This is a genomic window from Humibacillus xanthopallidus, from assembly GCF_006717145.1.
Lineage (GTDB): Bacteria > Actinomycetota > Actinomycetes > Actinomycetales > Dermatophilaceae > Humibacillus > Humibacillus xanthopallidus.
This window is the reverse complement of record NZ_VFQF01000001.1, coordinates 601,531-622,170: the sequence shown is the minus strand read 5'-3', so window position 1 is coordinate 622,170 and position 20,640 is coordinate 601,531. Positions and strand designations below refer to the sequence as shown.

At 68.9% G+C, this 20,640-nt stretch carries 22 protein-coding genes; 12 read left to right on the top strand and 10 right to left on the bottom strand.

Translation table 11 applies throughout. The features are described from left to right. The first annotated feature begins 84 nt into the window (after positions 1 to 84). The 3 genes from FHX52_RS02815 to FHX52_RS02805 all read left to right on the top strand — a co-directional run bounded on the left by FHX52_RS02815 (position 85) and on the right by FHX52_RS02805 (position 2,428). A complete protein-coding gene (locus tag FHX52_RS02815; protein WP_141819721.1) occupies positions 85 to 1,107 on the top strand; it encodes a LacI family DNA-binding transcriptional regulator in 1,023 nt (340 codons plus the stop codon). Between the two features lie 84 nt (positions 1,108 to 1,191). Next, positions 1,192 to 1,905 (top strand): VOC family protein, encoded by a 714-nt coding sequence (locus FHX52_RS02810; RefSeq protein WP_141819719.1) that lies wholly within the window; start codon positions 1,192 to 1,194, stop codon positions 1,903 to 1,905. Between the two features lie 196 nt (positions 1,906 to 2,101). Continuing rightward, positions 2,102 to 2,428, top strand: a complete 327-nt coding sequence (locus FHX52_RS02805) for a hypothetical protein (RefSeq protein ID WP_141819717.1) — start codon at positions 2,102 to 2,104, stop codon at positions 2,426 to 2,428. Between the two features lie 155 nt (positions 2,429 to 2,583). On the opposite strand, the gene FHX52_RS02800 is transcribed toward FHX52_RS02805, so the two are convergent. The 3 genes from FHX52_RS02800 to FHX52_RS02790 all read right to left on the bottom strand — a co-directional run bounded on the left by FHX52_RS02800 (position 2,584) and on the right by FHX52_RS02790 (position 6,621). Continuing rightward, positions 2,584 to 3,483, bottom strand: coding sequence for a universal stress protein (locus FHX52_RS02800; protein ID WP_141819715.1), 900 nt, complete (start codon positions 3,481 to 3,483; stop codon positions 2,584 to 2,586). A 3-nt stretch (positions 3,484 to 3,486) separates the two neighbouring features. Then, positions 3,487 to 5,304, bottom strand: coding sequence for an amino acid permease (locus tag FHX52_RS02795; RefSeq protein ID WP_141819713.1), 1,818 nt, complete (start codon positions 5,302 to 5,304; stop codon positions 3,487 to 3,489). 192 nt (positions 5,305 to 5,496) lie between these two features. Next, complete coding sequence (locus FHX52_RS02790) at positions 5,497 to 6,621, bottom strand: NAD(P)-dependent oxidoreductase (protein ID WP_141819711.1); 1,125 nt, start codon at positions 6,619 to 6,621, stop codon at positions 5,497 to 5,499. Between the two features lie 60 nt (positions 6,622 to 6,681). On the opposite strand from FHX52_RS02790, the gene FHX52_RS02785 reads away from it, so the two are divergent. Further along, positions 6,682 to 7,272, top strand: coding sequence for a GNAT family N-acetyltransferase (locus FHX52_RS02785; protein WP_141819709.1), 591 nt, complete (start codon positions 6,682 to 6,684; stop codon positions 7,270 to 7,272). A 117-nt stretch (positions 7,273 to 7,389) separates the two neighbouring features. Beyond that, positions 7,390 to 8,097, top strand: coding sequence for a VOC family protein (locus FHX52_RS02780; RefSeq protein WP_141819707.1), 708 nt, complete (start codon positions 7,390 to 7,392; stop codon positions 8,095 to 8,097). A 96-nt stretch (positions 8,098 to 8,193) separates the two neighbouring features. Here FHX52_RS02780 and FHX52_RS24070 read toward each other — a convergent pair whose 3' ends face one another. Beyond that, complete coding sequence (locus tag FHX52_RS24070; RefSeq protein ID WP_221630451.1) at positions 8,194 to 8,460, bottom strand: hypothetical protein; 267 nt, start codon at positions 8,458 to 8,460, stop codon at positions 8,194 to 8,196. On the opposite strand from FHX52_RS24070, the gene FHX52_RS24065 reads away from it, so the two are divergent. Further along, positions 8,372 to 9,130 carry a L,D-transpeptidase family protein gene (locus FHX52_RS24065; RefSeq protein ID WP_281287995.1) on the top strand — a complete coding sequence of 253 codons (759 nt, stop codon included), beginning with the start codon at positions 8,372 to 8,374 and terminating at the stop codon, positions 9,128 to 9,130. The two genes, FHX52_RS24070 and FHX52_RS24065, sit on opposite strands and share 89 nt — an antisense overlap. A gap of 79 nt (positions 9,131 to 9,209) precedes the next feature. Here the strand turns inward: FHX52_RS24065 and FHX52_RS02770 are convergent, their stop codons facing one another. Further along, positions 9,210 to 10,109: an alkaline phosphatase family protein gene (locus FHX52_RS02770; protein ID WP_221630442.1), complete on the bottom strand. Its 900-nt coding sequence runs from the start codon at positions 10,107 to 10,109 to the stop codon at positions 9,210 to 9,212. Positions 10,110 to 10,254: 145 nt separating this feature from the next. On the opposite strand from FHX52_RS02770, the gene FHX52_RS02765 reads away from it, so the two are divergent. The 3 genes from FHX52_RS02765 to FHX52_RS02755 all read left to right on the top strand — a co-directional run bounded on the left by FHX52_RS02765 (position 10,255) and on the right by FHX52_RS02755 (position 13,712). After that, entirely contained in the window at positions 10,255 to 10,836 is a 582-nt protein-coding gene (locus tag FHX52_RS02765) for a YdeI/OmpD-associated family protein (RefSeq protein ID WP_246069583.1), read from the top strand. 231 nt (positions 10,837 to 11,067) lie between these two features. Beyond that, the gene (locus FHX52_RS02760) at positions 11,068 to 11,448 is read left to right on the top strand and encodes a hypothetical protein (RefSeq protein ID WP_141819703.1); all 381 of its coding nucleotides are present in this window, start codon (positions 11,068 to 11,070) and stop codon (positions 11,446 to 11,448) included. A gap of 203 nt (positions 11,449 to 11,651) precedes the next feature. Beyond that, positions 11,652 to 13,712 (top strand): ATP-binding protein, encoded by a 2,061-nt coding sequence (locus FHX52_RS02755; RefSeq protein ID WP_185747054.1) that lies wholly within the window; start codon positions 11,652 to 11,654, stop codon positions 13,710 to 13,712. A gap of 63 nt (positions 13,713 to 13,775) precedes the next feature. Here FHX52_RS02755 and FHX52_RS23725 read toward each other — a convergent pair whose 3' ends face one another. The 3 genes from FHX52_RS23725 to FHX52_RS02745 form a co-directional block, all read right to left on the bottom strand. After that, a complete protein-coding gene (locus tag FHX52_RS23725) occupies positions 13,776 to 14,513 on the bottom strand; it encodes a DUF4386 domain-containing protein (RefSeq protein WP_185747053.1) in 738 nt (245 codons plus the stop codon). Beyond that, positions 14,510 to 14,953, bottom strand: coding sequence for a hypothetical protein (locus FHX52_RS23720; RefSeq protein WP_185747052.1), 444 nt, complete (start codon positions 14,951 to 14,953; stop codon positions 14,510 to 14,512). The genes FHX52_RS23725 and FHX52_RS23720 overlap by 4 nt, the downstream gene beginning before the upstream one ends. 187 nt (positions 14,954 to 15,140) lie before the next feature. After that, positions 15,141 to 16,067, bottom strand: a complete 927-nt coding sequence (locus FHX52_RS02745; RefSeq protein ID WP_141819697.1) for a TIGR01458 family HAD-type hydrolase — start codon at positions 16,065 to 16,067, stop codon at positions 15,141 to 15,143. Here FHX52_RS02745 and FHX52_RS02740 point away from each other — a divergent pair. Continuing rightward, positions 16,066 to 16,860 (top strand): trypsin-like serine protease, encoded by a 795-nt coding sequence (locus FHX52_RS02740; RefSeq protein ID WP_141819695.1) that lies wholly within the window; start codon positions 16,066 to 16,068, stop codon positions 16,858 to 16,860. The two genes, FHX52_RS02745 and FHX52_RS02740, sit on opposite strands and share 2 nt — an antisense overlap. A 405-nt stretch (positions 16,861 to 17,265) precedes the next feature. Here the strand turns inward: FHX52_RS02740 and FHX52_RS23715 are convergent, their stop codons facing one another. After that, a complete protein-coding gene (locus FHX52_RS23715) occupies positions 17,266 to 17,568 on the bottom strand; it encodes a septum formation family protein (RefSeq protein ID WP_185747051.1) in 303 nt (100 codons plus the stop codon). Here FHX52_RS23715 and FHX52_RS23710 point away from each other — a divergent pair. Further along, on the top strand, positions 17,555 to 18,055 hold the full coding sequence (locus FHX52_RS23710; RefSeq protein ID WP_185747050.1) for a hypothetical protein: 501 nt from the start codon (positions 17,555 to 17,557) through the stop codon (positions 18,053 to 18,055). The two genes, FHX52_RS23715 and FHX52_RS23710, sit on opposite strands and share 14 nt — an antisense overlap. Positions 18,056 to 18,189: 134 nt before the next feature. Then, positions 18,190 to 18,858, top strand: a complete 669-nt coding sequence (locus FHX52_RS02730; protein ID WP_141819691.1) for a hypothetical protein — start codon at positions 18,190 to 18,192, stop codon at positions 18,856 to 18,858. A 490-nt stretch (positions 18,859 to 19,348) separates the two neighbouring features. Here FHX52_RS02730 and FHX52_RS02725 read toward each other — a convergent pair whose 3' ends face one another. Then, positions 19,349 to 20,515 (bottom strand): IS110 family RNA-guided transposase, encoded by a 1,167-nt coding sequence (locus FHX52_RS02725; protein ID WP_141821995.1) that lies wholly within the window; start codon positions 20,513 to 20,515, stop codon positions 19,349 to 19,351. Between the last annotated feature and the right edge of the window lie 125 nt (positions 20,516 to 20,640).

The following is a 20,640-nucleotide window of genomic DNA, read 5'->3' as shown; positions in this document are numbered from 1 at the left end:
GGAGCGTCGTGACGGCTGTCAACCCTTTGACCGTGGATAGAATCCGGTTGTGTCTCGTTTCAATCACAGGCCAGGGAGGCGACGGTGAACCCGTCGTCGCGCTCCGTCGGCGTCAAGGACGTGGCGGCCCGTGCGGGCGTGTCGCTCGGAACCGTGTCCAACGTGCTGAACCGCCCCGACCGCGTCAGCGAGCCGACGCGGGTCAAGGTCGAGACCGCGATGCGCGAGCTGGGGTTCGTGCGCAACGAGTCGGCGCGCCAGCTGCGCGCCGGGCACAGCCGCGTCGTCGCCTACGTCGTGCTCGACGCCGCGAACCCCTTCTTCACCGACGTCGCCCAGGGCGTCGAGCTGTCGGCCGGGCTCGCCGACCTCTGGCTCTTCATCTGCAACAGCAGCAACAACGCCGACCGTGAGCGTGCCTACCTCGATCTGCTCCAGCAGCAGCGGGTGCAGGGCATCCTCATCACTCCGGTCGACCCCGACGCCGAGCACCTGCGCGACGTGGTCGGACGCGGCACTCCCCTCGTCGTCGTCGACCGCACCCAGCAGGGTCTCGACCTGTGCTCCGTCGCGGTCGACGACGTGCTGGGCGGGCGCCTGGCCGTCGAGCACCTCATCGACCGGGGACACACGCAGGTCGCCTTCATCGGCGGCCCCCTCAGCATCGGGCAGGTGCGTGACCGTTGGCAGGGAGCTCAGGAGGCGTGGTCGGACGCCGGCCTCCCGGCCGAGTCGCTGCACCTGATCTCGACGGCGGCGCTCACGGTGGTCGAGGGCCGGGGAGCCGGCGAGCGCCTCGCCGGACTGCCCAAGAGGCGCCGTCCGACTGCCGCCTTCTGCGCGAACGACCTGCTCGCACTGGGGCTGCTCCAGCAGACCATCGGGAGCGGGCGACTGGTGCCGGAGGACCTCGCCATCGTCGGCTACGACGACATCGAGTTCGCCTCTGCTGCAGCGGTTCCCCTGACCTCGGTGCGCCAGCCACGTCAGGAGCTCGGTCGCACTGCCACCGAGCTGGTGATCGACGAAGCGACGAACCCGAAGCACGTCCACACCCAGGTCACCTTCACCCCCGAGCTCGTCGCCAGGACCTCGACCCTCGGGTGAGCCGGGGGCAGCGCAGAACGCCCCCGAATTCCAGCTGCCGCACGGCAGGCCACCCCGCCCACCAGACCGAACGGAGATGCCCCGATGTCGCTTCGACTGGGCGCCCTCTGCATCGACGCGAACGACCCCCGACGGCTCACCGAGTTCTGGGCGGGCCTGCTACGGCGTGAGATCGGCGATGACGGTGTGACGATCAAGCCGAGCACCGGCGTGGAGTTCGACATCGTGTTCCGCCCGACGTCGACGCCGAAGGCTGGCCCCAACCAGATGCATCTCCACCTGACGAGCAGCTCCGCGGACGACCAGCGGGCGACGGTGTCACGCGCCCTCGAGCTGGGTGGCCGGCACCTCGATGTCGGACAGCGTCCGGAGGAGGGGCACGTCGTCCTCGCCGACCCAGAGGGCAACGAGCTCTGCGTCATCGAGCCGGGCAACGCCTTCCTCGCGGGTTGCGGCTTCCTGGGCGAGCTGGCCTGCGACGGCACGCGCGAGGTCGGCCTCTTCTGGAGCGACGCCCTGGGCTGGCCGCTGTTGTGGGACCAGGACGAGGAGACGGCGGTCCAGTCTCCCGCCGGCGGCACCAAGATCGCCTGGGGCGGTCCACCCGTGCGACCGAAGACGGGCAAGAACCGGATGCACCTGCACCTCGCGCCAGCCGGCACGAGCCTCGAGCTGGAGGTCGACCGGCTCCTCGCCCGCGGCGCAACGAGGGTCGACATCGGCCAGGGCGACGTGCCGTGGGTGGTGCTCGCCGACCCTGACGGCAACGAGCTCTGCCTCGTCGACCACCCGCGCTGACCTCGCGAGGCGAGCCCGACGGCACACCCGGCCACACGGCATACGGCCCCTCGAAGGAGCAGTGGCGACGGGGCATGCCGCCCGGTTTGCGTCTGCGCCCACGCGGAAGTGCTCCGCGGGCCAGGACCGCTCGCTAGTCTCGAGGTGTCCAGCAGTGAGCTCGTAGACGCTCCCCGGAGCCCGAGGAAGTGGTCGGATGAACACGACTGACGACCGGTCGGCGGCCTTCGCGGCAAGCCCGGCGCAGGCGGTCGCCGCGCTCGAGGAGGCCGCGCGGCGCACGGGGATGCAGCACCTCTCGGCGGACCACGCGACCGGGATCTACGTCTTCACGGCGGGCAGACTGGTGCTCGCCACGGGCGAGAAGGTCACGGCGATCGTCCGTGAGGTCGCGCCGGGGGTCGTGCAGGTGACCCTGTCGTCCGACCTGCAGTTCGGACTGACGTTCGGCGGACCCGACGGAGCGGCGCGGGACCGGATGTTCGACGCCCTCGTCCCGCTCCTGCCGCCCGCTCAGCCCTGAGCCGCCTCGGTCGCGGCGCCGCGCTGACCCGGGCTCCGATGGCGTATGCCGTCGGGCCCGGTCCGCGTGCCCCGCGGAGGACGCGTCGGCGGAGCCCACTGTGCTGCAACGGATCTCAGCAGAACGTGGCTTGGCTCCGGAGGACCCGGTGGGGATCAGTGGGACCTGGAGGAAGGGACCAGATAGACGGGAACCGGCGCCGACCGGACGATCTTGGAGGCCCGGGAGCCGAGGAACAGGCGCGCGGCGGGAGCTGACGAGCTGGGACCGACGACGAGGAGGTCACCGTCGTTCCAGTCGACGCCCCAGACCGCCTGGCTCCACGTCGCCCCTTCAGCCACGACGAGCGACCGCGCGAGCCGGTCACCGAGCCGGCCGGCGTCCGCTGCCGTCAGCTGTGTGACGAGCTCCTCCTTCATGCGGACCACCCAGCGGTCGACGACCAGCTCGTCGGCGGACTCCTCGACGCCTCCGTAGAGCCTCTTGGGCGGCCGGACGGCGAAGGACACGACCCGAAGGCTCGCGCCGACCGTCTCGGCGAGCCCCGCCCCGGCCTCGGCGGTGTGGGCGAGGTCCTTCGACCCTCCGTAGCCGATGCTGACCCGGCGGATGCGCGAGGCCGGCCCGGCGCGGTAGCCGAGCGGAGCGAGGACCACGGGCAGCGGGGCCGAGTGGACGAGCCGGTCCGTGACGCTGCCGAGGGAGATCCGGCCGAGCGACCCCTTGCTCGACGAGCCGAGGACGACGGCCGAGGCCCCGCTCTCCTCCGCGAGCTCGAGCAGCCCTCGGGGGATGGACGACGCCTGGCGCACCACGAAGGTCGCAGCGATGTCCCCCGGCAGGTTGGCCCGGGCCTGGTCGAGCACGGAGCTCCCCCAGTCGGTCATCGGGCCGAGGTAGTTGCCGTCGACGAACTCCGGGGCCCCTGCCGCGTGGGGCGTCGTGACGACGACTGCGACGAGGAGCGGTTCGCCGGTCGAGCGCGACAGGACGCTCGCCAGCTCGAGGGCGGACCTACCGCTGTCCTGGGCCGTGTAGGCGACGACGATCGTCATCACTCACACCGCGGGCACGAGGGAGGCGGCCTCGACGTGCGTGACCGGCAGGCCGAGCTCGGCTGCGCGGTCGACGACCTCGAAGCGCTGCCAGATCGAGTCGGCGGCAGGGAGCGTCACGATGACGATCTGGTCGGGGTCGAACTCCGTCACCGCCGCCCGCAGAGCCCGCAGCGGTCGCTGGTCTCCGACACCGCCGGTCGCCTCGAGATGGTGAGCCGTGAGGGACTCGAGCGTCCGGTCCAGCCGTCGCTGCGCAGCCTCGGTCGTCGCGTCCCTGACGGAGACGGCGCCATGGGTCGCGGCGGTGCCCGTCTCGACGGGACTGGCCGGCACGCATACGTAGTAGGTGGCGGCGCCCTGGGCGTCGATGCGCTGGAGCTCGGCGATGAGCTCGTCGGACTCCAGGGTCTGGTTGGCGAGCACGAGCACACGCCGGGCATCGCCCGTGTGCTGCGGCGCGACCCGCTCCGGGAGCCGGGCGATGCGGGCCTTGTTGATGAAGAACAGGACGAGCACCACCCCGAAGGACAGCAGGCTGAGGACGAGCTGGATGCGCACGTCCTCGGTGAGGCCCATCTGGACCAGCACGAGCACGATGCCCAGAGCCGTGACGATCGAGAGCACCGGGAAGAGCCACATCTTCACCTTGAGCGTCGACGCGTCGGTGCGGTACCGCAGGATGATCTGCGAGATGGCGATGAGCAGGTAGACGAAGAGGATGACCGCGCCGGAGGAGTTGAGCAGGAACGAGAAGACGGTGTCGGGCGAGACGGCCGCCATGATGACCGCGAGGAAGCCGACGACCGACGAGGCGAGGATCGCGACGACGGGCACGCCGCGGGAGTTGACCGACACCATCGAGGCGGGAGCCTCACGGCGCGCGGACAGCACGAACAGCATCCGCGACGCCGTGTAGAGGCCGGAGTTGAGGCACGACAGGACCGCGGTGAGCACGACCGCGTTCATGACGTCAGCGGCATAGGGGATGCCCATCTGCTCGAAGGCGGCGACGTACGGTGACGCCTCCAGCGTGGAGGAGTTCCACGGCAGGATGACCGTGAGCAGGAAGATCGAGCCGACGAAGAAGATCGCGATGCGCGTGATGACCGAGTTGGCGGCCTTGGAGACGGCCCGCTCGGGGTCGTTGGACTCGGCGGCCGCGATGGTCGCGATCTCGGCCCCGACCATCGAGAAGATCACCGTGACGACCCCTGCTGTCACCGCGATGCCGCCGTTGGGGAAGAAGCCACCGTGGGCGGTGAGGTTGCTGAAGTCGAGGTCGGCGTTGGGCCAGATGCCGAAGACGAAGAGTCCTCCGCAGACGAGGAAGACGATGATCGCCGCCACCTTGATGCCGGCGAACCAGAACTCGAACTCACCGAACGAGGAGACCGAGATGAGGTTGGTGCCCGTCATGAGGAGCATGAGGACGAGGCTGAGCACCCATGTCGGCACGCCGGGGAACCAGAAGTTGATGACCTTGGCCCCCGCGACGGCTTCGAAGCCGACGACGATGACCCAGAAGTACCAGTAGAGCCAGCCGACGGAGAAGCCTGCCCAGTCCCCGAGCGCCTTGCGCGAGTAGTCGGCGAAGGAGCCGGTCGAGGGGTTCGCCACCGCCATCTCGGCGAGCATCCGCATCACCATGATGATGAGGACGCCGCACAGGGCGTAGGTGAGGAAGGCTGCCGGGCCGGTGGCCTTGATGACCGTGCCGGACCCGACGAACAGGCCCGCCCCGATGACGCCGCCCATGGCGATCATCGTCAGCTGACGCTGGCTGAGGGCCTTCTTCAGCTCCGGGCCGCCGCCGGACACGTCAGGCCCTCCGAGACGGGCTGGCAAGCAGGTTCAGGTGCAGGCAACGAGGCATGGCGAAACCCTCTCGATCGGTCCGAGGGGGCAGCGCGCCCCCGCACGACGATCAGCCCAAACTAGCCAGAGGGTGATGTTCTGTCCACGCGAGATCGAGAGGCCCCGAACGGTCCCTCGAGAACTCCAGCGACGTGGTCACGTGGTGCCGCTGGCGAGGGCTCGCGCGATGCGCGCCTCCAGATGTTGCGGGTAGGGCTGCAGGCCGTTCGGCAGGTTGTCCGCCTGCCCGCTGAGGATGGCATCGAGCCCGAGCAGCATGACGGCCGCGAACGGGTCGAACAGCTGGGGAGCAGCGATCCCGAGACCGGTCGCGAGGTTGACCAGGCTGCCGCGGTTGAGCAGGTAGACCGGGCCACCGTCGATCTCGTAACGATCGAGATGCCGTCGGATCGGGGTGATCGGATGACGGTCGAGCCAGTCGACGTCGATCTCACGGTCACTGTGGCCGACGTTGACGAGGATCGCACCCTCGGCGACCTGCGACAGCTGCTGCTCCCCCAGCACGCCGTCGAAACCCGTGGCTGTGACGACCACGCTTGCCGTGCGCAGCGCCGTGGACATCTCGGCCACACGACATCCGTCGTGCCGCGCCTGGACGAGGCGGACCGGATCGAGATCCACGACGGTCACGACGGCTCCGAGATCGCGGGCGCGAGCGGCGACGCCCTGACCCACCGGTCCGAACCCGACCACGACGACCTCGCGGCCGTAGAGTGCCAGACCGGTGATGGAGGTGAAGGCGGGCCACGTCTCGACACCGACGTGGTGACGGTTGTGGATCAGGTTCTTGAGCGCGATGCCGTTCCAGTCGAGCACGGGGAACGGGAGCTCCAGCCCGTCGAGCCGATGCAGCCCGGTGGTCGTCGCCTCGAGTGCCCCTGTGGGCCGGTGGCCGGCGGCAGCGGCTGCGGCGATCAGGTCACCGCCCATGTCGCACAAGGCATCTGACGGTTCGCTGACGAGCCACGCGAGCGACTCCTCCATCTCGCCGACGCTCATCCCTGATCGGGCCTGCACCTCGACGCCGATCGACCGCAGGTGGGCGACGGTCCGGTCATCGGTGCTGTCGGGGTTGCACGGCGCCAGCCGCACCCGGGCACCTGCCTCGACGAACGGCGTGAAGATCGGGATCGTGTCAGCCAGGATGTGCTGTCGGCAGGCCACGGTGGCACCGCCGAAGTCCGAGGCCGCCACCGCTGCACCCAGCGAGGTGGTGATCGGTGTCGTCCACCCGATCCACTCGAGCTCGGCGGCGTCCATCCGACAAGTACACCAGTTGACGGGCACCGGCCACGGCGACTGACGGCGATATGGTGCGACATGGCCACCGAGTCGCACTACACCATCGCGCCGCTCAGCTCGGAGACCTGGCCCGCCTTCGATGCGCTGGTGCAGCGGCACAACGGCATCTTCGGTGGCTGCTGGTGCATCTGGTTCCACCCGGCCGGGCCCGAGCGCGGCCAGGGACCCGAGGCCAACCGAGCGCTGAAGAAGGCCTACGTCGAGAAGGGCGAGGCGCATGCCGCGCTGGTGATGGACGGTGACGAGGCCATCGCGTGGGCCGAGTTCGGCACTCCCGTGGAGCTGCCCAGCGTGCACCACCGCAAGGAGTACGACGCCACCAAGACCGCGGACCCCGACTACCGGATCACGTGCGTCTTCGTCGACAAGCGCCACCGGCGGCACGGCGTGACCGAGCTGGCGATCACCGGCGCACTCGACCTCATCGCGCAGGCCGGCGGCGGGCTGGTGGAGAGCTACCCGCACGACCTGACCGACCAGACCAAGAAGATGTCGTCGTCGTTCCTCTACAACGGCACGCGCCGGCTCTACGAGCGGCTCGGCTTCACCTACGACCGGCCCAAGGGGCTGAAGAACTGCGTCATGGTGAAGCTGGTCGAGCCGGCGTGAGACCCAGTCGCGACCGACGTGACCGGGTCGACAGGGCTCGAACCAGCGCTGGCTCCACCGAGGTCCGCGCCCTGAGATCACGTTTCCGAGGCTCCAACAGGGCTAGGGTCGCCGAGCATGGACATGCTCAGGGGCGCACAGATCGCCGAGGCCGGACTGAACGACTGGCGCAAGCTCGCCCAGGGGCTGCACGCCCGCTATCTGGTCGACGACTTCGGCACGGCAGTGCGGTTCCTCGCCGCGGTGGGCGAGGCGGGTGACGCGGTCGGCCACCACCCGCGCGTGTCACTGGGTCACGGGCACGTCGACCTCGAGCTGGTCAGCGACGACGCCATCTACCGCGACGACGACGGCACCGAGTACGTCGTGGAGTGGGTGACCCAGCAGGACGTCGACCTCGCGCGCCGGGTCACCGAGATCGCCGCCGAGAAGGGCCTCGAGGCCGACCCGGCCTCCGTCAGCGAGATGGAGCTCGGCCTCGACACTGCGGGCTCGTCGACCATCGCCCCGGTGTGGGCTGCCCTGCTCACCGGGAGCGCCCAGTCGCAGGGACGCGGCTCGCCCAGCGACGAGGTGCGTGACCGGACGGTGCGCGTGCCCAACCTGTGGTTCGGTGACGCCGACGAGCACGAGCCCCCGCGTCAGCGGTTCCACATCGAGGTGTACGTGGCCTCCGAGGTGGTCGAGCAACGCATCGCTGCGGTCGTCGCCGCAGGCGGGACCGTCGTCGATGACAGCGACTCCCCCGCACTCACCGTGCTGGCCGACCAGGACGGCAACAAAGGAGTTCTCTGCGCCGACGCGTCCGCGGTGAAGAAGGAGTAGGACCGCTCGGCTGGCCGGCGGGGACCTTCGCCCCTGTATGCGTGTGGCTGCGTGCCACACGATGGAAGCGGAGGCAGGAGGGTCGACGATGAGGGCTCACGCGGACGGCGTGTTTCGCTCCGGGCGGCGTCGCAGCGTCGCGGGCCTCGTTGCACTCGCAGTCGTGATGGCGGGCGGCTGTGCACCTTCGGAACCGAGTGGCAACCAGACCAGTGCCCCGGCCACGACCTCGTCGACCGTGCCACCCCCGACCACCGCTGCCCCCACGACGTCAGTGCCCTCGACCTCGCCGACCTCGCCGACCTCGCCGACGACGCCCAGCGCGCCGACGAGAACGCCTTCGACGCCCACGAGCACGCCCACGGAGCCTGAGGCACCGACTCAGACCGTCGTCCTGCGACCCGGCGACTCCGGCGCGAAGGTCCGGGCGATGCAGGCACGACTGAGGCAGATCGGCTGGTTCCACGGCGACGTCACCGACTACTACGGCTCGCGCACCACCGAGGCTGTCCGCGGCTTCCAGGCCAAGCGCGGCTTCCCGGTGACGGGTATCGCCGACCAGCGCACCTACGACCGGCTCCTGTCCATGACCCGGCCTCCGACTCGTGACGAGCTCGCGAACATCGACCCGACACCGGCGGAGCCCGGTGTCTCGAGCTGGGACGTCGACCAACGCTGCATGACGGGGCGGGTCATCTGCATCAGCAAGTCGACCCGTTCGCTCACCTGGGTCATCGACGGCACACCGCAGTACTCGATGGACGTCCGCTTCGGCAACGAGGCCCAGCCGACCCGTGAGGGTGTCTTCGCCATCACCTTCAAGAAGATCGACGTCGTGTCGAACATCTACCACACCGCCATGCCGTACTCGATGTTCTTCAGCGGTGGCCAGGCGATCCACTACTCAGCGGACTTCGCCCTCAACGGCTACAACGGCTCGTCGCACGGGTGCGTCAACGTCCGCAACCTCACCCTGCTCAAGACGCTCTACAACACGGCTCCGGTCGGCACCAAAGTCGTCGTCCACTGGTGACGCACCCGGCGGCAGAGGCAGCTCCGTCACGACAGGGATCTGTTCGTGCGGAACATGTCGGGAGCGGCGGTCGGACGCCTCAGCGGCCTGACAGATCCAGTCCGAAGGCCGTGGCCATCGATGTGGCAGTGGCCGCCTCACCGAGTGGCGGTGCAGCGAGGACCTCGCTGTAGAGGCGCGCGAGCGAGTAGTGGGTCAGCGGCGCGGTGACGATGGCTCCGTGCATCGACGGGTGCGCCACGGCAGTCAGGACGAGGTTGTCCTGCTGGTGGTCATCCTCGTCGGCGGTCACCACGATCGCGAGATGACCGGCCCGCCAGTCCGGACCGGACGTGACCATCTCGATCTGGGTCCGCAGCCAGCGGTCGGCGACCGAGAGATCGCAGTTGTGGGCGTCGTTGCACAGATCGGGGATCACCATGCCGGCGTTGGGCAGCCTTGCGGCGGTGACATCCTTGCTCAGCTCGGTGATCGGCACGTCGAACTGGGCGCAGGAGGAGCGCTCGTTCAGGTAGTAGGCCCATGGATTGTGCTTCACGGCGTACTCTCCGGAGTTCTCCGTGGCGCAGTTGCCGGGCATTCCCTCGGCGTATACCTTCGCCGTCCTCCCCAGCGACAACGCCTGACCGAAGACGGATGGCTGGTCGGTCGTGTGGCTGGACGGCGGGCCGTCGTCAGTCACACCGAACGTGCTGCCCCCCGTCATCGCCAGGTAGTTCGGCAGCGAGGGGTGGGCCACCGCCCGGTAGTTCGTCGCGACAGCGAACTCCTTGCCCAACGCCGCCGTGTAGGGCATGGTTGCACGCATCTGGTCCAGCGAGTGGTTCTCGACGACGAACACGAGCAGCTTGGTCACCGTCGCAGGCGTAACACTGGCGAAGGTGACAGGTGCGACAGGCGCCGACGGCTCTGCCGCCCCGCACCCGCTGAGCAGCACGAGGGCGGAGGCGATGACCCATCCGGCCAGTCTGTTCGACACGTGTCCTCCACGGTCCCTCGCTGCTTGCCGGGCAGACGGTACTCCGGGGCTGTGAATGTCCGCTGAGAGCGCGTGCGTGAGCCGGGCCGTGTCGGGCGGGGTCGACCACACCTGCGCCTGTGGCGCCCGTGCCATGGTTGGACGCGTGAGTGACGAGCTGTTCACCGTGACGGTGCCGGACGCAGGCGCGTGGAGCGCGTGGCTCCAGGAGCACCACGGCGACGACCGCGGTGTGTGGCTGACCTTGGCCAAGAAGGGCGCTTCCACCCCCACGAGCCTCACCTACACCGAGGCGCTCGAGGAAGCGCTGTGCCACGGATGGATCGACGGGCAGATCCGCGGCGGCGACGAGTACTGCTACCAACAGCGATTCACGCCTCGCACTGCGCGAAGCGGATGGTCGAAGCGGAACGTCGCGATCGCCGAGCGGCTGATGGCGGAAGGGCGCATGAGGGCTTGGGGACTCGCCGCAGTGGAGCGCGCCAGGGCCGACGGCCGTTGGCAGGCGGCATACGCCGGACCGGCGAGCATCATGGTGCCGAACGATCTTGCCGCAGCCCTCGACGCCACCCCCGCTGCGCGGGCGACGTTCGAGAACCTCAACAGCCGAAACCGCTACTCGATCCTCTACCGCATCGAGACCGCGAAGCGTGCCGAGACCCGACGGCGACGCATCGAGCAGTTCGTCGCCATGCTCGCGCGAGGAGAGACCCTCCACCCCAGCTGACCGGACCGACCAGGCATCCCGAACCGCAAGATCGGACTACTGGCGCGGCGGCCTGCACTCATTGCCGACCTCGGCGGAATGGCGGCAGGTGGTAGCCATCTGGGCGCGATGTGGCCTGTCTGGTGAGCGGACCGCGGACCTACCTTTCGAGCACGTCACCGGGACCAGATCCCGACACCAGGACGAGACCAGCCCGTCGACACCACTCGGGCTTCGAGAAGGAGAGTTCCCATGTCCACATTCACCCGCCTTGCCAGCCTCGCAGCCGTGTCCGTTGCCGCGGCATCCGCCATCGCCGGCGCCACCTCGGCCTCCGCCAGCACGTTCAACACGGTCGGCCTGGCACCCGGCCAGACCGCCTGCGTGCAGCAGTACGCCGCCTACCAGGCCCGGGCCGACGGGACCGCGACCGCCGCCGGAGCGAAGTTCAAGGTGCTGCGGAGCGGGACCGTCATCAACAGCACCCCCTCGCGTGCCAACCAGTACGCGGCGGAGTTCCGCTCGGTCTGGGGGAACTTCCCCGGCCCCGGCTACTACTCGCTCTGCGCCACCAACACCGGTACGACGAACACCATCGTCACCCTGCAGGTGCGCACGGACGGCGAGATCTGACAGCCCAGCTGGACAGGCTGCTCCTCACGACTCCGGCACGGCTGCTGGAGCGTGAGGAGCCCCGGCACCGCTCAACGAGATGAGCTCCCGACAACACCATGACGGTTGCCAGTCGGACCGCTGCTGCAGGACCATGGCGCCATGCCCGCGGCGCCAGCACCTGGCTGGCCTTTCGGCACGCTGGCTCGAGTGGGTGGTCGAGGATGAGCTCAACGCTGGGTGACAGGATCGCTGCGGCGCAGCGCAAGGGCTTCGTCGGGCGTGCAGACGAGCTGGCCCGGTTCACCGACATCGTCACCGCCACCGACATGCCGGTCGTGGTGGTCTTCGTGCACGGACCCGGCGGCTGCGGCAAGACCGCCCTGCTGCGACAGTTCGCGCACGTGAGCCGCACCGCCGGCGCTACCGTGACGTCGGTCGACGCTCGCGAGCTCCCGCCGGTCGCCGAGGCGTTGGCATCCGCCCTGTCCCCGGACGGTCTGCCCGCGCCCGGCTCGAGGTCAGTGATCCTGGTCGACAGCTTCGAGCTGATGGCCCCTCTGGAGGGTGTCCTGAGAGACCAGCTCCTGCCCGCCCTGCCCGCCGATTCCTTGGTCGTCCTCGCGAGTCAGCGCCCGCCCGGCCCGGGCTGGCTGGCCGACCCCGGGTGGTCGCAGCTGATCTCCGTCTTTGCGCTCGGCAACCTGTCTCCGGCCGAGAGCAACGCCTTCCTTGCAGCCCGCGGCATACCGGATGACCGCCGCGCCCCGGTCGTGCGGTTCACGGGTGGGCACCCGCTCGCGCTGGCGCTGGTCGCCGAGACATTGCTCAACCGGGGCGACTTCGACCCGTCCGGCTCACCCGACGTCATCGGGACACTGGTCGAACAGTTCGTCCAAGTGGTCCCCTCACCCCGACACCGACGCGCCCTCGAGGCGTGCGCCCTCGTTCGCCAGCTCACCGAGCCGCTCCTCGCCGCTCTGCTCGGCGAACCCGCCGACGGCGCGGAAGCCGCTGCTCAGTTCGACTGGCTGCGCCGACTACCCTGCGTCGACCACGGGCGAGCCGGCCTCTACCTCAACGACCTGGCCAAGGCTGTCATCGCGGCGGACCTGCAATGGCGCGACCCGGACCTGTTCACCGAGATGCATCGCCTCGCTCGGCAGTACTACCTGGACAGGCTGGCAGTTGCGAGCACGAGCGACCACGCAGCCCTCCTGATGGATCTGATGTTCCTCCACCCTGAGCTGCGCCCGTTCCTGCGCCCCGCGGATGCGACTGCGGCCGGCGCTCTGAGCACACGGCCCGCGAACCCGTCCGACAGAGAGCCCATCGTCGAGATGGTGCGCCGCCACGAAGGCCCCGAGTCAGCCGATCACGCGCTCCACTGGCTCGAGACGGCACCGCAGGCCTGGCAGGTGGTCAGCGACGCCACGGACCTGGTGGTCGGAGCGCTGTGCCTGCTTCGCGTTCAACCTGATGACGGCGGAGACCCAGCCATGGCCAGCGCGCGCCGCGAGCTCACCAACCACCCACCTCTACGGACCGGTGAGGAGGCAACCCTCATTCGCTTCTGGATGGCCCGCGACACCTACCAGGACGTGTCGCCCGTGCAGAGCCTCATCGCCGTCCAGCTGGGGCGTCACTACCTCAGCGTTCCCGGGCCCGCCCTGACCCTGCTTCCGTTCGCCAACCAGGATGCGTGGGCCGAGTTCGCCGCGTATGCCGACCAGACGCCCATGCCCGACGCAGACTTCGAGGTCGGTGGCCGATGGTATGCCGTCCACGGGCATGACTGGCGGGTCGTCACGCCGACCCAGTGGCTGTCCGTGCTGGCCCAGCGCGAAGTAGGCAGTCACCCGGAGGTCCCACCGTCCGCCCACCTCCACGTCATGCCGCGCGAGGACTTCGCCCTTGGGGTGCGGAATGCCCTGCGCGAGCTGACCAGACCGGATCGGCTCCGAGCCAGCGCACTGCTCGGGACCCGGGTGGTGACCGCCCGGGCTCCCGCCTCGGCCTCGCCGCGCGACCTGGTCACCGCTCTGCAACAGGTCGTCCTCGAGGCCGTCGAGGAGAACCTCAAGACCTCTACCAACCAGAACGATCGGCGAGCGTATCGAATGCTCCACCGGACCTACGTCCAGCCCGCGCCGACGCTTGAACGGGCCGCCGAGGCCCTCGGGCTCCCTTCCAGCACCTTCCGACGGCACCTGACTGCCGCCGTCGACCGTCTCACCGAGATCCTGTGGAACCAGGAGATCGGGTCTGACTCCCCCGCCCTGTAAAGCCCCTCCCGCCGAAGACGTCGGCCGCGGGTGCGCCCGGCAGCATGCCGTAGGAGGGTGCTCTCACGCCTGGGCCGGGTGTTGCGGAGACGTGTCGGCGTGCACGCCTTTGATGAGGAGCCACAGTGCGAGGCCGACCTCGGCGACGAAGCCGACGACCCACGCGGGGTAGCTGATCGCTCGGTACGCCGGCGCGAGCAGGGTCTGGAGGAACCAGATGAGGACCGCGACACCGTCCAGGAGAAGGATCCATCCGAGCACTCGGGGCAGGAATCCGGAGCGGAGCACGAGCCAGCCGAGGGGGAACAGCCAGGCTGAGAAGAAGAGCTGCGCGGTGACGAACCCCACCTGGTAGGTCGTGATCGACAGCATCGCCAGACCGCCGAGCTGCGTGCCGGTGAGTGCCTGCAGGTCGACGCTGCTGTCCCCTTGTGCGAGGACGGCAAGGAGGGGCAGGTAGCTGGCGCACTGGACGGCGACCCCGACGGCATTGAGGACGAGCAGCAGGAGTGCCATGGTGTCGTCAACCGGGCGGAGCAGGGTATAGAGCGCCCACGCAGTGACGACGAACAGCAAGGCCGACGCGAGGGCAGCGACGAGCCCGATCCGGAACATCGACTCGTTGTCCGCGATTGTCTGGCGCAGGGTCTGGGCGTCGCTGAGCCCGATGCGACCCGTCACGCTGGCGACCACGTTGGCGACGATGTAGGCGAGGTAGAGGCCGCCGGCCCACCGCGCGGTCGTGTTGGGCTGCCACGAGCTCGGCATGCTGGACGTGGCTGTCCTCGTGGTGATGGTCAAGGCTTCCGCTCCTTTCCCGCCCGCATCGGGCGGTGCTCGCTTCGCTCTCGGCGCACCCACATCACCACACCGATGGCCAGTCCCATGGCCAGCACCCGAACCGCGTTGATCGCCGTGGCGACAATGAGCCACTTGAGCGGATCGTCCACGCCAGCAAGGAGCTTCGAAGGCACCTCGACGAACACTGTGACGACGGCAAGCGCGCATGCGGCGACAGTCAGCGCCTTGCGCACCGGACCATCGCCACGGATCCGCCTCGGGAAGCGGACGAGCACTAATGTCACTGCGACCGAGACGACCAGTCCTCCTACGGCTGCCTCCAGGAGCATCGACCCGTACTCGATCGACAGGGCAGAACGGTAGTCGGAAGCCACCGGTGTCAGCGAGATGACGAGGTTGGCCAACCAGAACGCGCCGGCTCCCGCGAGCGAGGGCGCCAACCATCCCGTCCACGGCGACCGTACTGGGCTCGTGGTCCCAGATCCAGGGGCTTCAACCACATCCATGACTGCTCCGTGCGGCCCGACGACTGCCGGGCCCATCCCCAGCATCCCGCTGATCACGTGCAGTCTCGCCACGATGTCTCGAACGTCATAGCGGCGGCGCGGCCGCATGCCAACCGTGCACTCAGAGGTCGGTCCACCGTCGTGGCAGGTCGGCGAGCGAGTCGAGCACCGCGTCGGGGACCACACCGCAGCCGATATCCGACGGAGAGAACTTGCCCGTCCGCACGAGCACGCCCGCCAGGCCCGCGCGCTGCGCGCCCTCGATGTCGGTGTGGATGTCGTCGCCGATCATGACGACCTGGTCGGCCCGAAGGTCCAGGGCATCGACCGCGGCGCCGTAGAACGTCGGGTCGGGCTTCCCGACGACGACGGCGGCGCGGCTCGCGGCATACTCCAGTGCACGCACGAAGGCACCCGCGTCGAGCCGGAGTCCGTCCTCGGCGCGCCAGTAGCGCGTCATCCCCAGGGCGACGAGCGGGATCGCCGGGTCGCTCATGAGCAGACGAAGAGCGCGGTTGAGCGTCGCGAACGTCCACCCGTCGCCCAGGTCGCCGATGACGACAGCGCCCGCGCCGCGCTCGGCATCGCCCGCGAGCGGCGCCAGCTCTGCGAACTCCTCTGCGGTGGCCTCCGGGACGAACACCGCAGGCCCGGTGATGGAGTGCCGCCGCATCCAAGCCACCGCTGACACCGCCGGTGTCAGGATCTGCTCCGCTCCGGCCGCGACACCCAGACCGGCCAGCTTGGCGATCACCGCCTGCCGTGGACGAGAGGTGGTGTTGGTCAGGAAGGCGTGCGGGATGCCCTCACGTGCCAGCCAGTGGATGGTTTCGGGGGCGCCCGGCACCGGCTGGTCGCCCACGTAGACGACCCCATCGAGGTCGAGCAACACCCCACGCACGTCTTCATCATCTCGCCTTGCACCTCGACGGCGGGGGCTGTCGTCAGGGTCGAACTCATCACGGCTCGTGCCAGCCTCGCCGTGGCGTCTGGGGCCACCTCGACGCCTTGACAGGCCCAGCTCCCGGCGAGGAATGTGCTGACGCATGAGGCGATTCATCCCCGCCGCCGTTCTCGGCGCCGCACTCGCGTTCATCCCCTCGGTCGCCACGGCGATGGTCAACGGATCGCCCGACTACTCCCACCCCGAGGCGGGCGCGCTCTACTTCAGCGATACCCCCGACGGCCCAAGGCAGTTCGCGTGCAGCGGAGCCCTCATCGACCACACCGCGTTCCTGACGGCAGCCCACTGCTTCGCGGACTACTACCGCGCCAACGGTCGCCTGCCGTATGCGTGGGCGACGTTCGACCAGAAGCCGACCGAGACGAGCACCTTCTACGGCGGAACGATCGCCATCGACCCGGCCTTCGTGCCGAAGCTGACCTCACGCCAGAACGTCTACGCCAACGACACCAACGACATCGCCGTCGTCCATCTGGCTACCGATCCCGGCCTCGCCCCGGCGTCGCTACCGAGCGCGAACGAGCTCGGCGCCGTCACCCGCGACCAGACCTTCGATGTCATCGGCTACGGCTCCACCGTCACCTTCGGAGACGGGGCTCACGCCTACCCGCCCACCGGCGAGCGACAGGCCGCCCTCCTCGGGCTGGCCAGTGTCACGCCCGGCTGGGTGCACGAGGACCAGAACTGGTCAGCCGGCTGGGGCGGCGCCTGTGGCGGAGACTCCGGTGGCCCCAACTACCTCCGTGGAACCCACGTCATCGTCTCCACAACGATCACCGGAGACATGGTCTGCCGCGCCACCAACGTCGCACTCCGGCTCGACACGCCATCTGCGCGTGGGTTCCTCGCCACCCAGGTCGGCTACCCGCTCCCCTGACCCGGCGGGACGTCGATGATTGGCTCAATGCCTGATGGGGAGGAAAGCCTCGGTCGCCTTCCTGCAGGCGGTCGTGCCTCCAGCTGCTAGGCGCAAACCAAGCTGACCATGTGGAGCACGACGGCCATTTCGCGGCTCGTCTCTGGGGTGTTGCGGACTCTTTGCGGACTTCATGACGCATAGCTCTCCCCCGGAGCTACCTCGCGCCAAGCCGTCTGACGTAGTCACATCCAAGGCAACAGGCGCAGTCATGGCAGGGGCCAACCATCTGAGGTGGCGCTCCCTCCTTCGAGTCTCCAAGCCGAATGCGAGGGTCGAAGTCGTCCGGATCTGCCGATGAGCGGACAGCCGCCTACGACTTTCGTAATAGTCCCTAGCGCACCGTGTCACGACTCGAACCGCCGGCTACAGATGACTGCCGCGAAGGGACCGGGTCAGCGAGGTGTTGTCGGGGTCGTACACGAGGCAGATGAGCCGGCGGTCGCCGGCCGACCAGCCCGTCCGATCCGTGGTGTAGAAGTCGGTCTCGAGCCGTGACTGCTCGAACGGGACACCGACGTACGATGCGAAGGCTGCGTTACACCTCGCCTCCGCCGCCGCGTCCACCGCATCGTCTCCCGGCCACTTCCTCGTTCCCGTCAGGAGGGCCCGGAGCGTGACCTCTGCGTCGTGGGTTGCGCTGCAGTCCACGACGGTGATGTACAGCACGGAGGCGTTCGACGGATTCCGGACGCACATACCGGGCTTGAGGTTCTGCCAGAAGATCCGCTTGGCCTTGACGGGAGGAGCGGGGGGCCGCGTCGACGGCTGGGTCGGTGGCCGCGTGGACGTCGGCGGCGGAGGCGAGGACGTTGACGCTTCTGAAGTGGGCTGGGAGCTAGCGGACGAGCTGGACGTCGTCACGGAGGCGCTCGAGGCCGCCTTGCCGGCCACGGCTAGCGGCTCGACCTTCTGGCAGCCAGCCAGGATTGTGACCGCGGCAGCCGCCGCCAACGTCACCACGACATACGCCATCGTTTCTGCGTTCCGAACGGTGCGGCGAGATCGCACTCCCTTGGACATCGCGCCCTCCCATGCCACCCAGGATTCATTCGATGCTCGAGCCGCGCCCCGGCTGCTGTGTGTCGTTGCCATGCACAAAGGATCTGGCCCTGACCCGGCCTTGTCTGTGCCGGTGCTGACACAAGCGCTATGACACGGCGGGACAGGGGACCGCGACTTGGCAGCCCTTTGCCTGTCCCTGACGCCACCCGGCCCATGTCCGCACATGCCGCGCCAAGGATTGCCGCTATGTTCGTCTGAGCACCGTCGTGTGCCACGCTGCCGGTCGTGACAATGGCCGACCTGCTCGAACGACTTCCTTCTCCACACCGCCTGCGCGAACTGTCCATCGCTCTCGCCATCCTTGACGTCGCGATGAGCCCTGAAGACGACCCGGACGATCGCTACTTCCGCTTCGATCCGCGCGACTCCTCCGGGGTGGCGTTGGCGAGCATGGACAACGGTTCAGGCGATCGGTACTTCATCGCCTTCACCGAGGACACGGTGTTCGGGTGGGGGTTCTCGCACGAGTATCCGATGAACCCCTTCGCACGGACACCGGTCGCGGTGTGGCCCGGTCTCCTCCACGACATGCCGGCTGCGTTCGAACCCCTGACTCGGGACGCCCGTTTCCAGCTGGCCGACACCTTCATGGCAACGGCGGCCTTCTGGTCCCAGGGCGGACGGCGGTGGCACACCGGGTCGGTCATCCCGCCTGCCGGCGAGCCGGACCCTGATGGCGCCGAGGAGCTCTTCGAACTGATCCTTGACGACAACCCCCAGACGTTCGCCCGTTTCGCCGAGGACTACTTCGATGTGCGCCCCGACGACGCGGCGGTCAACGCCGTCTACAGGTCAAAGCCACTCGACCCCGCGATCCTCGCCGCGCTCAACCCCCACGCCGACTACGAGAACGTCCGTGCACAGCTGCGTGCGATGGGGCTTTCCGCGTCGTAAGCAACATCCGGATTTGCCGCACTAAGGACGGCTGCGCTCGTCCGAATCTGCCGAGCGGTACAGCCTTAACGCCCGATGAGTCGCCGGCGACGTCGTCGCCACCAGAGGGCCGCCCGTGCGTTTGGCCAGCATCCTCGGTGCGATGCCCCAATTCCGGGTCCTCCCGACAGTGACACCCGCACGGGTTCAATCACAAGCCCTAGTAGCCGGGCGTCGTTCCCCGCTGAGGGCCGGGCATATCGCGCTCGATGAGGTCGGTCTCGCCGCATCGCGTGCAGGTGCGTCGGACGGTTCGGTCCGGTAGCCGCTGTCGCGACCACCTGTGCCGAGTAAGGGTGCAGATCCAGTTGCGGTGGGCCATCGTTCGATGGTCCTCCGGATCAGCCCAACGCATCGTGTTTCCGGCATCGCGGTCTCACTATCGGCGGAATCGATGGGGGCGGCCGCCCCGACGGCCACTCCCGTGGTCCGATCATGGCTCCCTTCTGTGTCAAGACGCCGTCGGGAGTGGGGTTCTACGCTGGGTGGTGACGGGTCCGGGAAGTGGCTTGTCCGAAGAGCCGGTGTGGGGTTGTGAGCCGGTCGCGCTGGAGTCAGAGTCGTTGCCCCGATGCCCTCCCGGGCCTGTCGCCTGGCCCGTCGCCGTGGTGATCCTGCCGGCGACGTAGTCGCCGAGCATCGTGCGGAAGACCAGGTCGGACAGGCGTCGTTTGAGGCAGCGCATCGCTTCCATCGAAGTCTTCCCTGCGGCCTTCTTCCGGTCGAAGTAGGCGCGGCCCTCGGTCGGGGTCCGCAGCTGCACGGTGGCCATGATGTGCAGGACCCGGTTGATCTGACGGTTCCCACCCCGGGACAGGCGATGGCGCACGTGCTCACCGGAGGACGCGTCGACCGGCGCCGTCCCGGTCCAGGAGGCGAAGTGGTTGCGGTCCGGGAACCGGGACAGGTCTCCGACCTCGACGAGCAGCCGCGCCGCACCGGACGGGCCGACACCGTACAGGCCCAGCAGCGAGGTCCCGGTCGCCGCGACGAGCTGCCGCAGCTCCTTGTCGGCGGCCTTCTTCCGGGCGTAGATCCGCTCGAGGTCGACGACCAGCTCCATCGCGACCCGCTTCCGGGTCTTGCCGACGTCATCGCGCGGTCGTATGCCTGTCAGCAGCGCCCTGGCCTGGGCGGCCGAGAGGTGCTTCTTCGCGCCACCAGGCAGCATTTCCAACAGGATTCGGTGTAGCTGGCTGACCTTGCGGGTGTGTTCTTCACCGATCGAGCGGCGCCGGTCGACGAGCAGCTGCAACACCTCGAGCTGGGCATCGGACACGACCGGGCGCAGCCCCGCCATCCGCGTGCCGACCAGGGCGACCGAGTGCGCGTCGGTCGCATCGGTCTTGCGGCCCTGCCCGGTCGCGAACACCCGGGCCCGCGCGGACAGCTTCGCCGGCACGTCGACGATCTCCTGCCCGTCCGCGAGGAGCCTGTGCGCGATGTGCCGCCCGATACCCTCACAACCCTCGATCGCCCAGACCCGGACCGGCCACGCCGACACGAAGGCCAGCATCGCCCGGTAGCCCTCGACGGTGGTGTCGAACCGGCCACCGTCGAGCACCGTCTCGTCGGCGGTCATGACCTCGATCGTCACCGTGCGCTTGTGCGGGTCCATGCCGATCACGACCCGCGAGATGTCTTCGTTCACCGCGTCCTCCGTTGCCTCAAACCTGTAGATGGTTGGGCGTGGAGGGCACCGCTACTTCGAGCAGAGCAATCCCTTCTTGAGCCTCTCCTGCC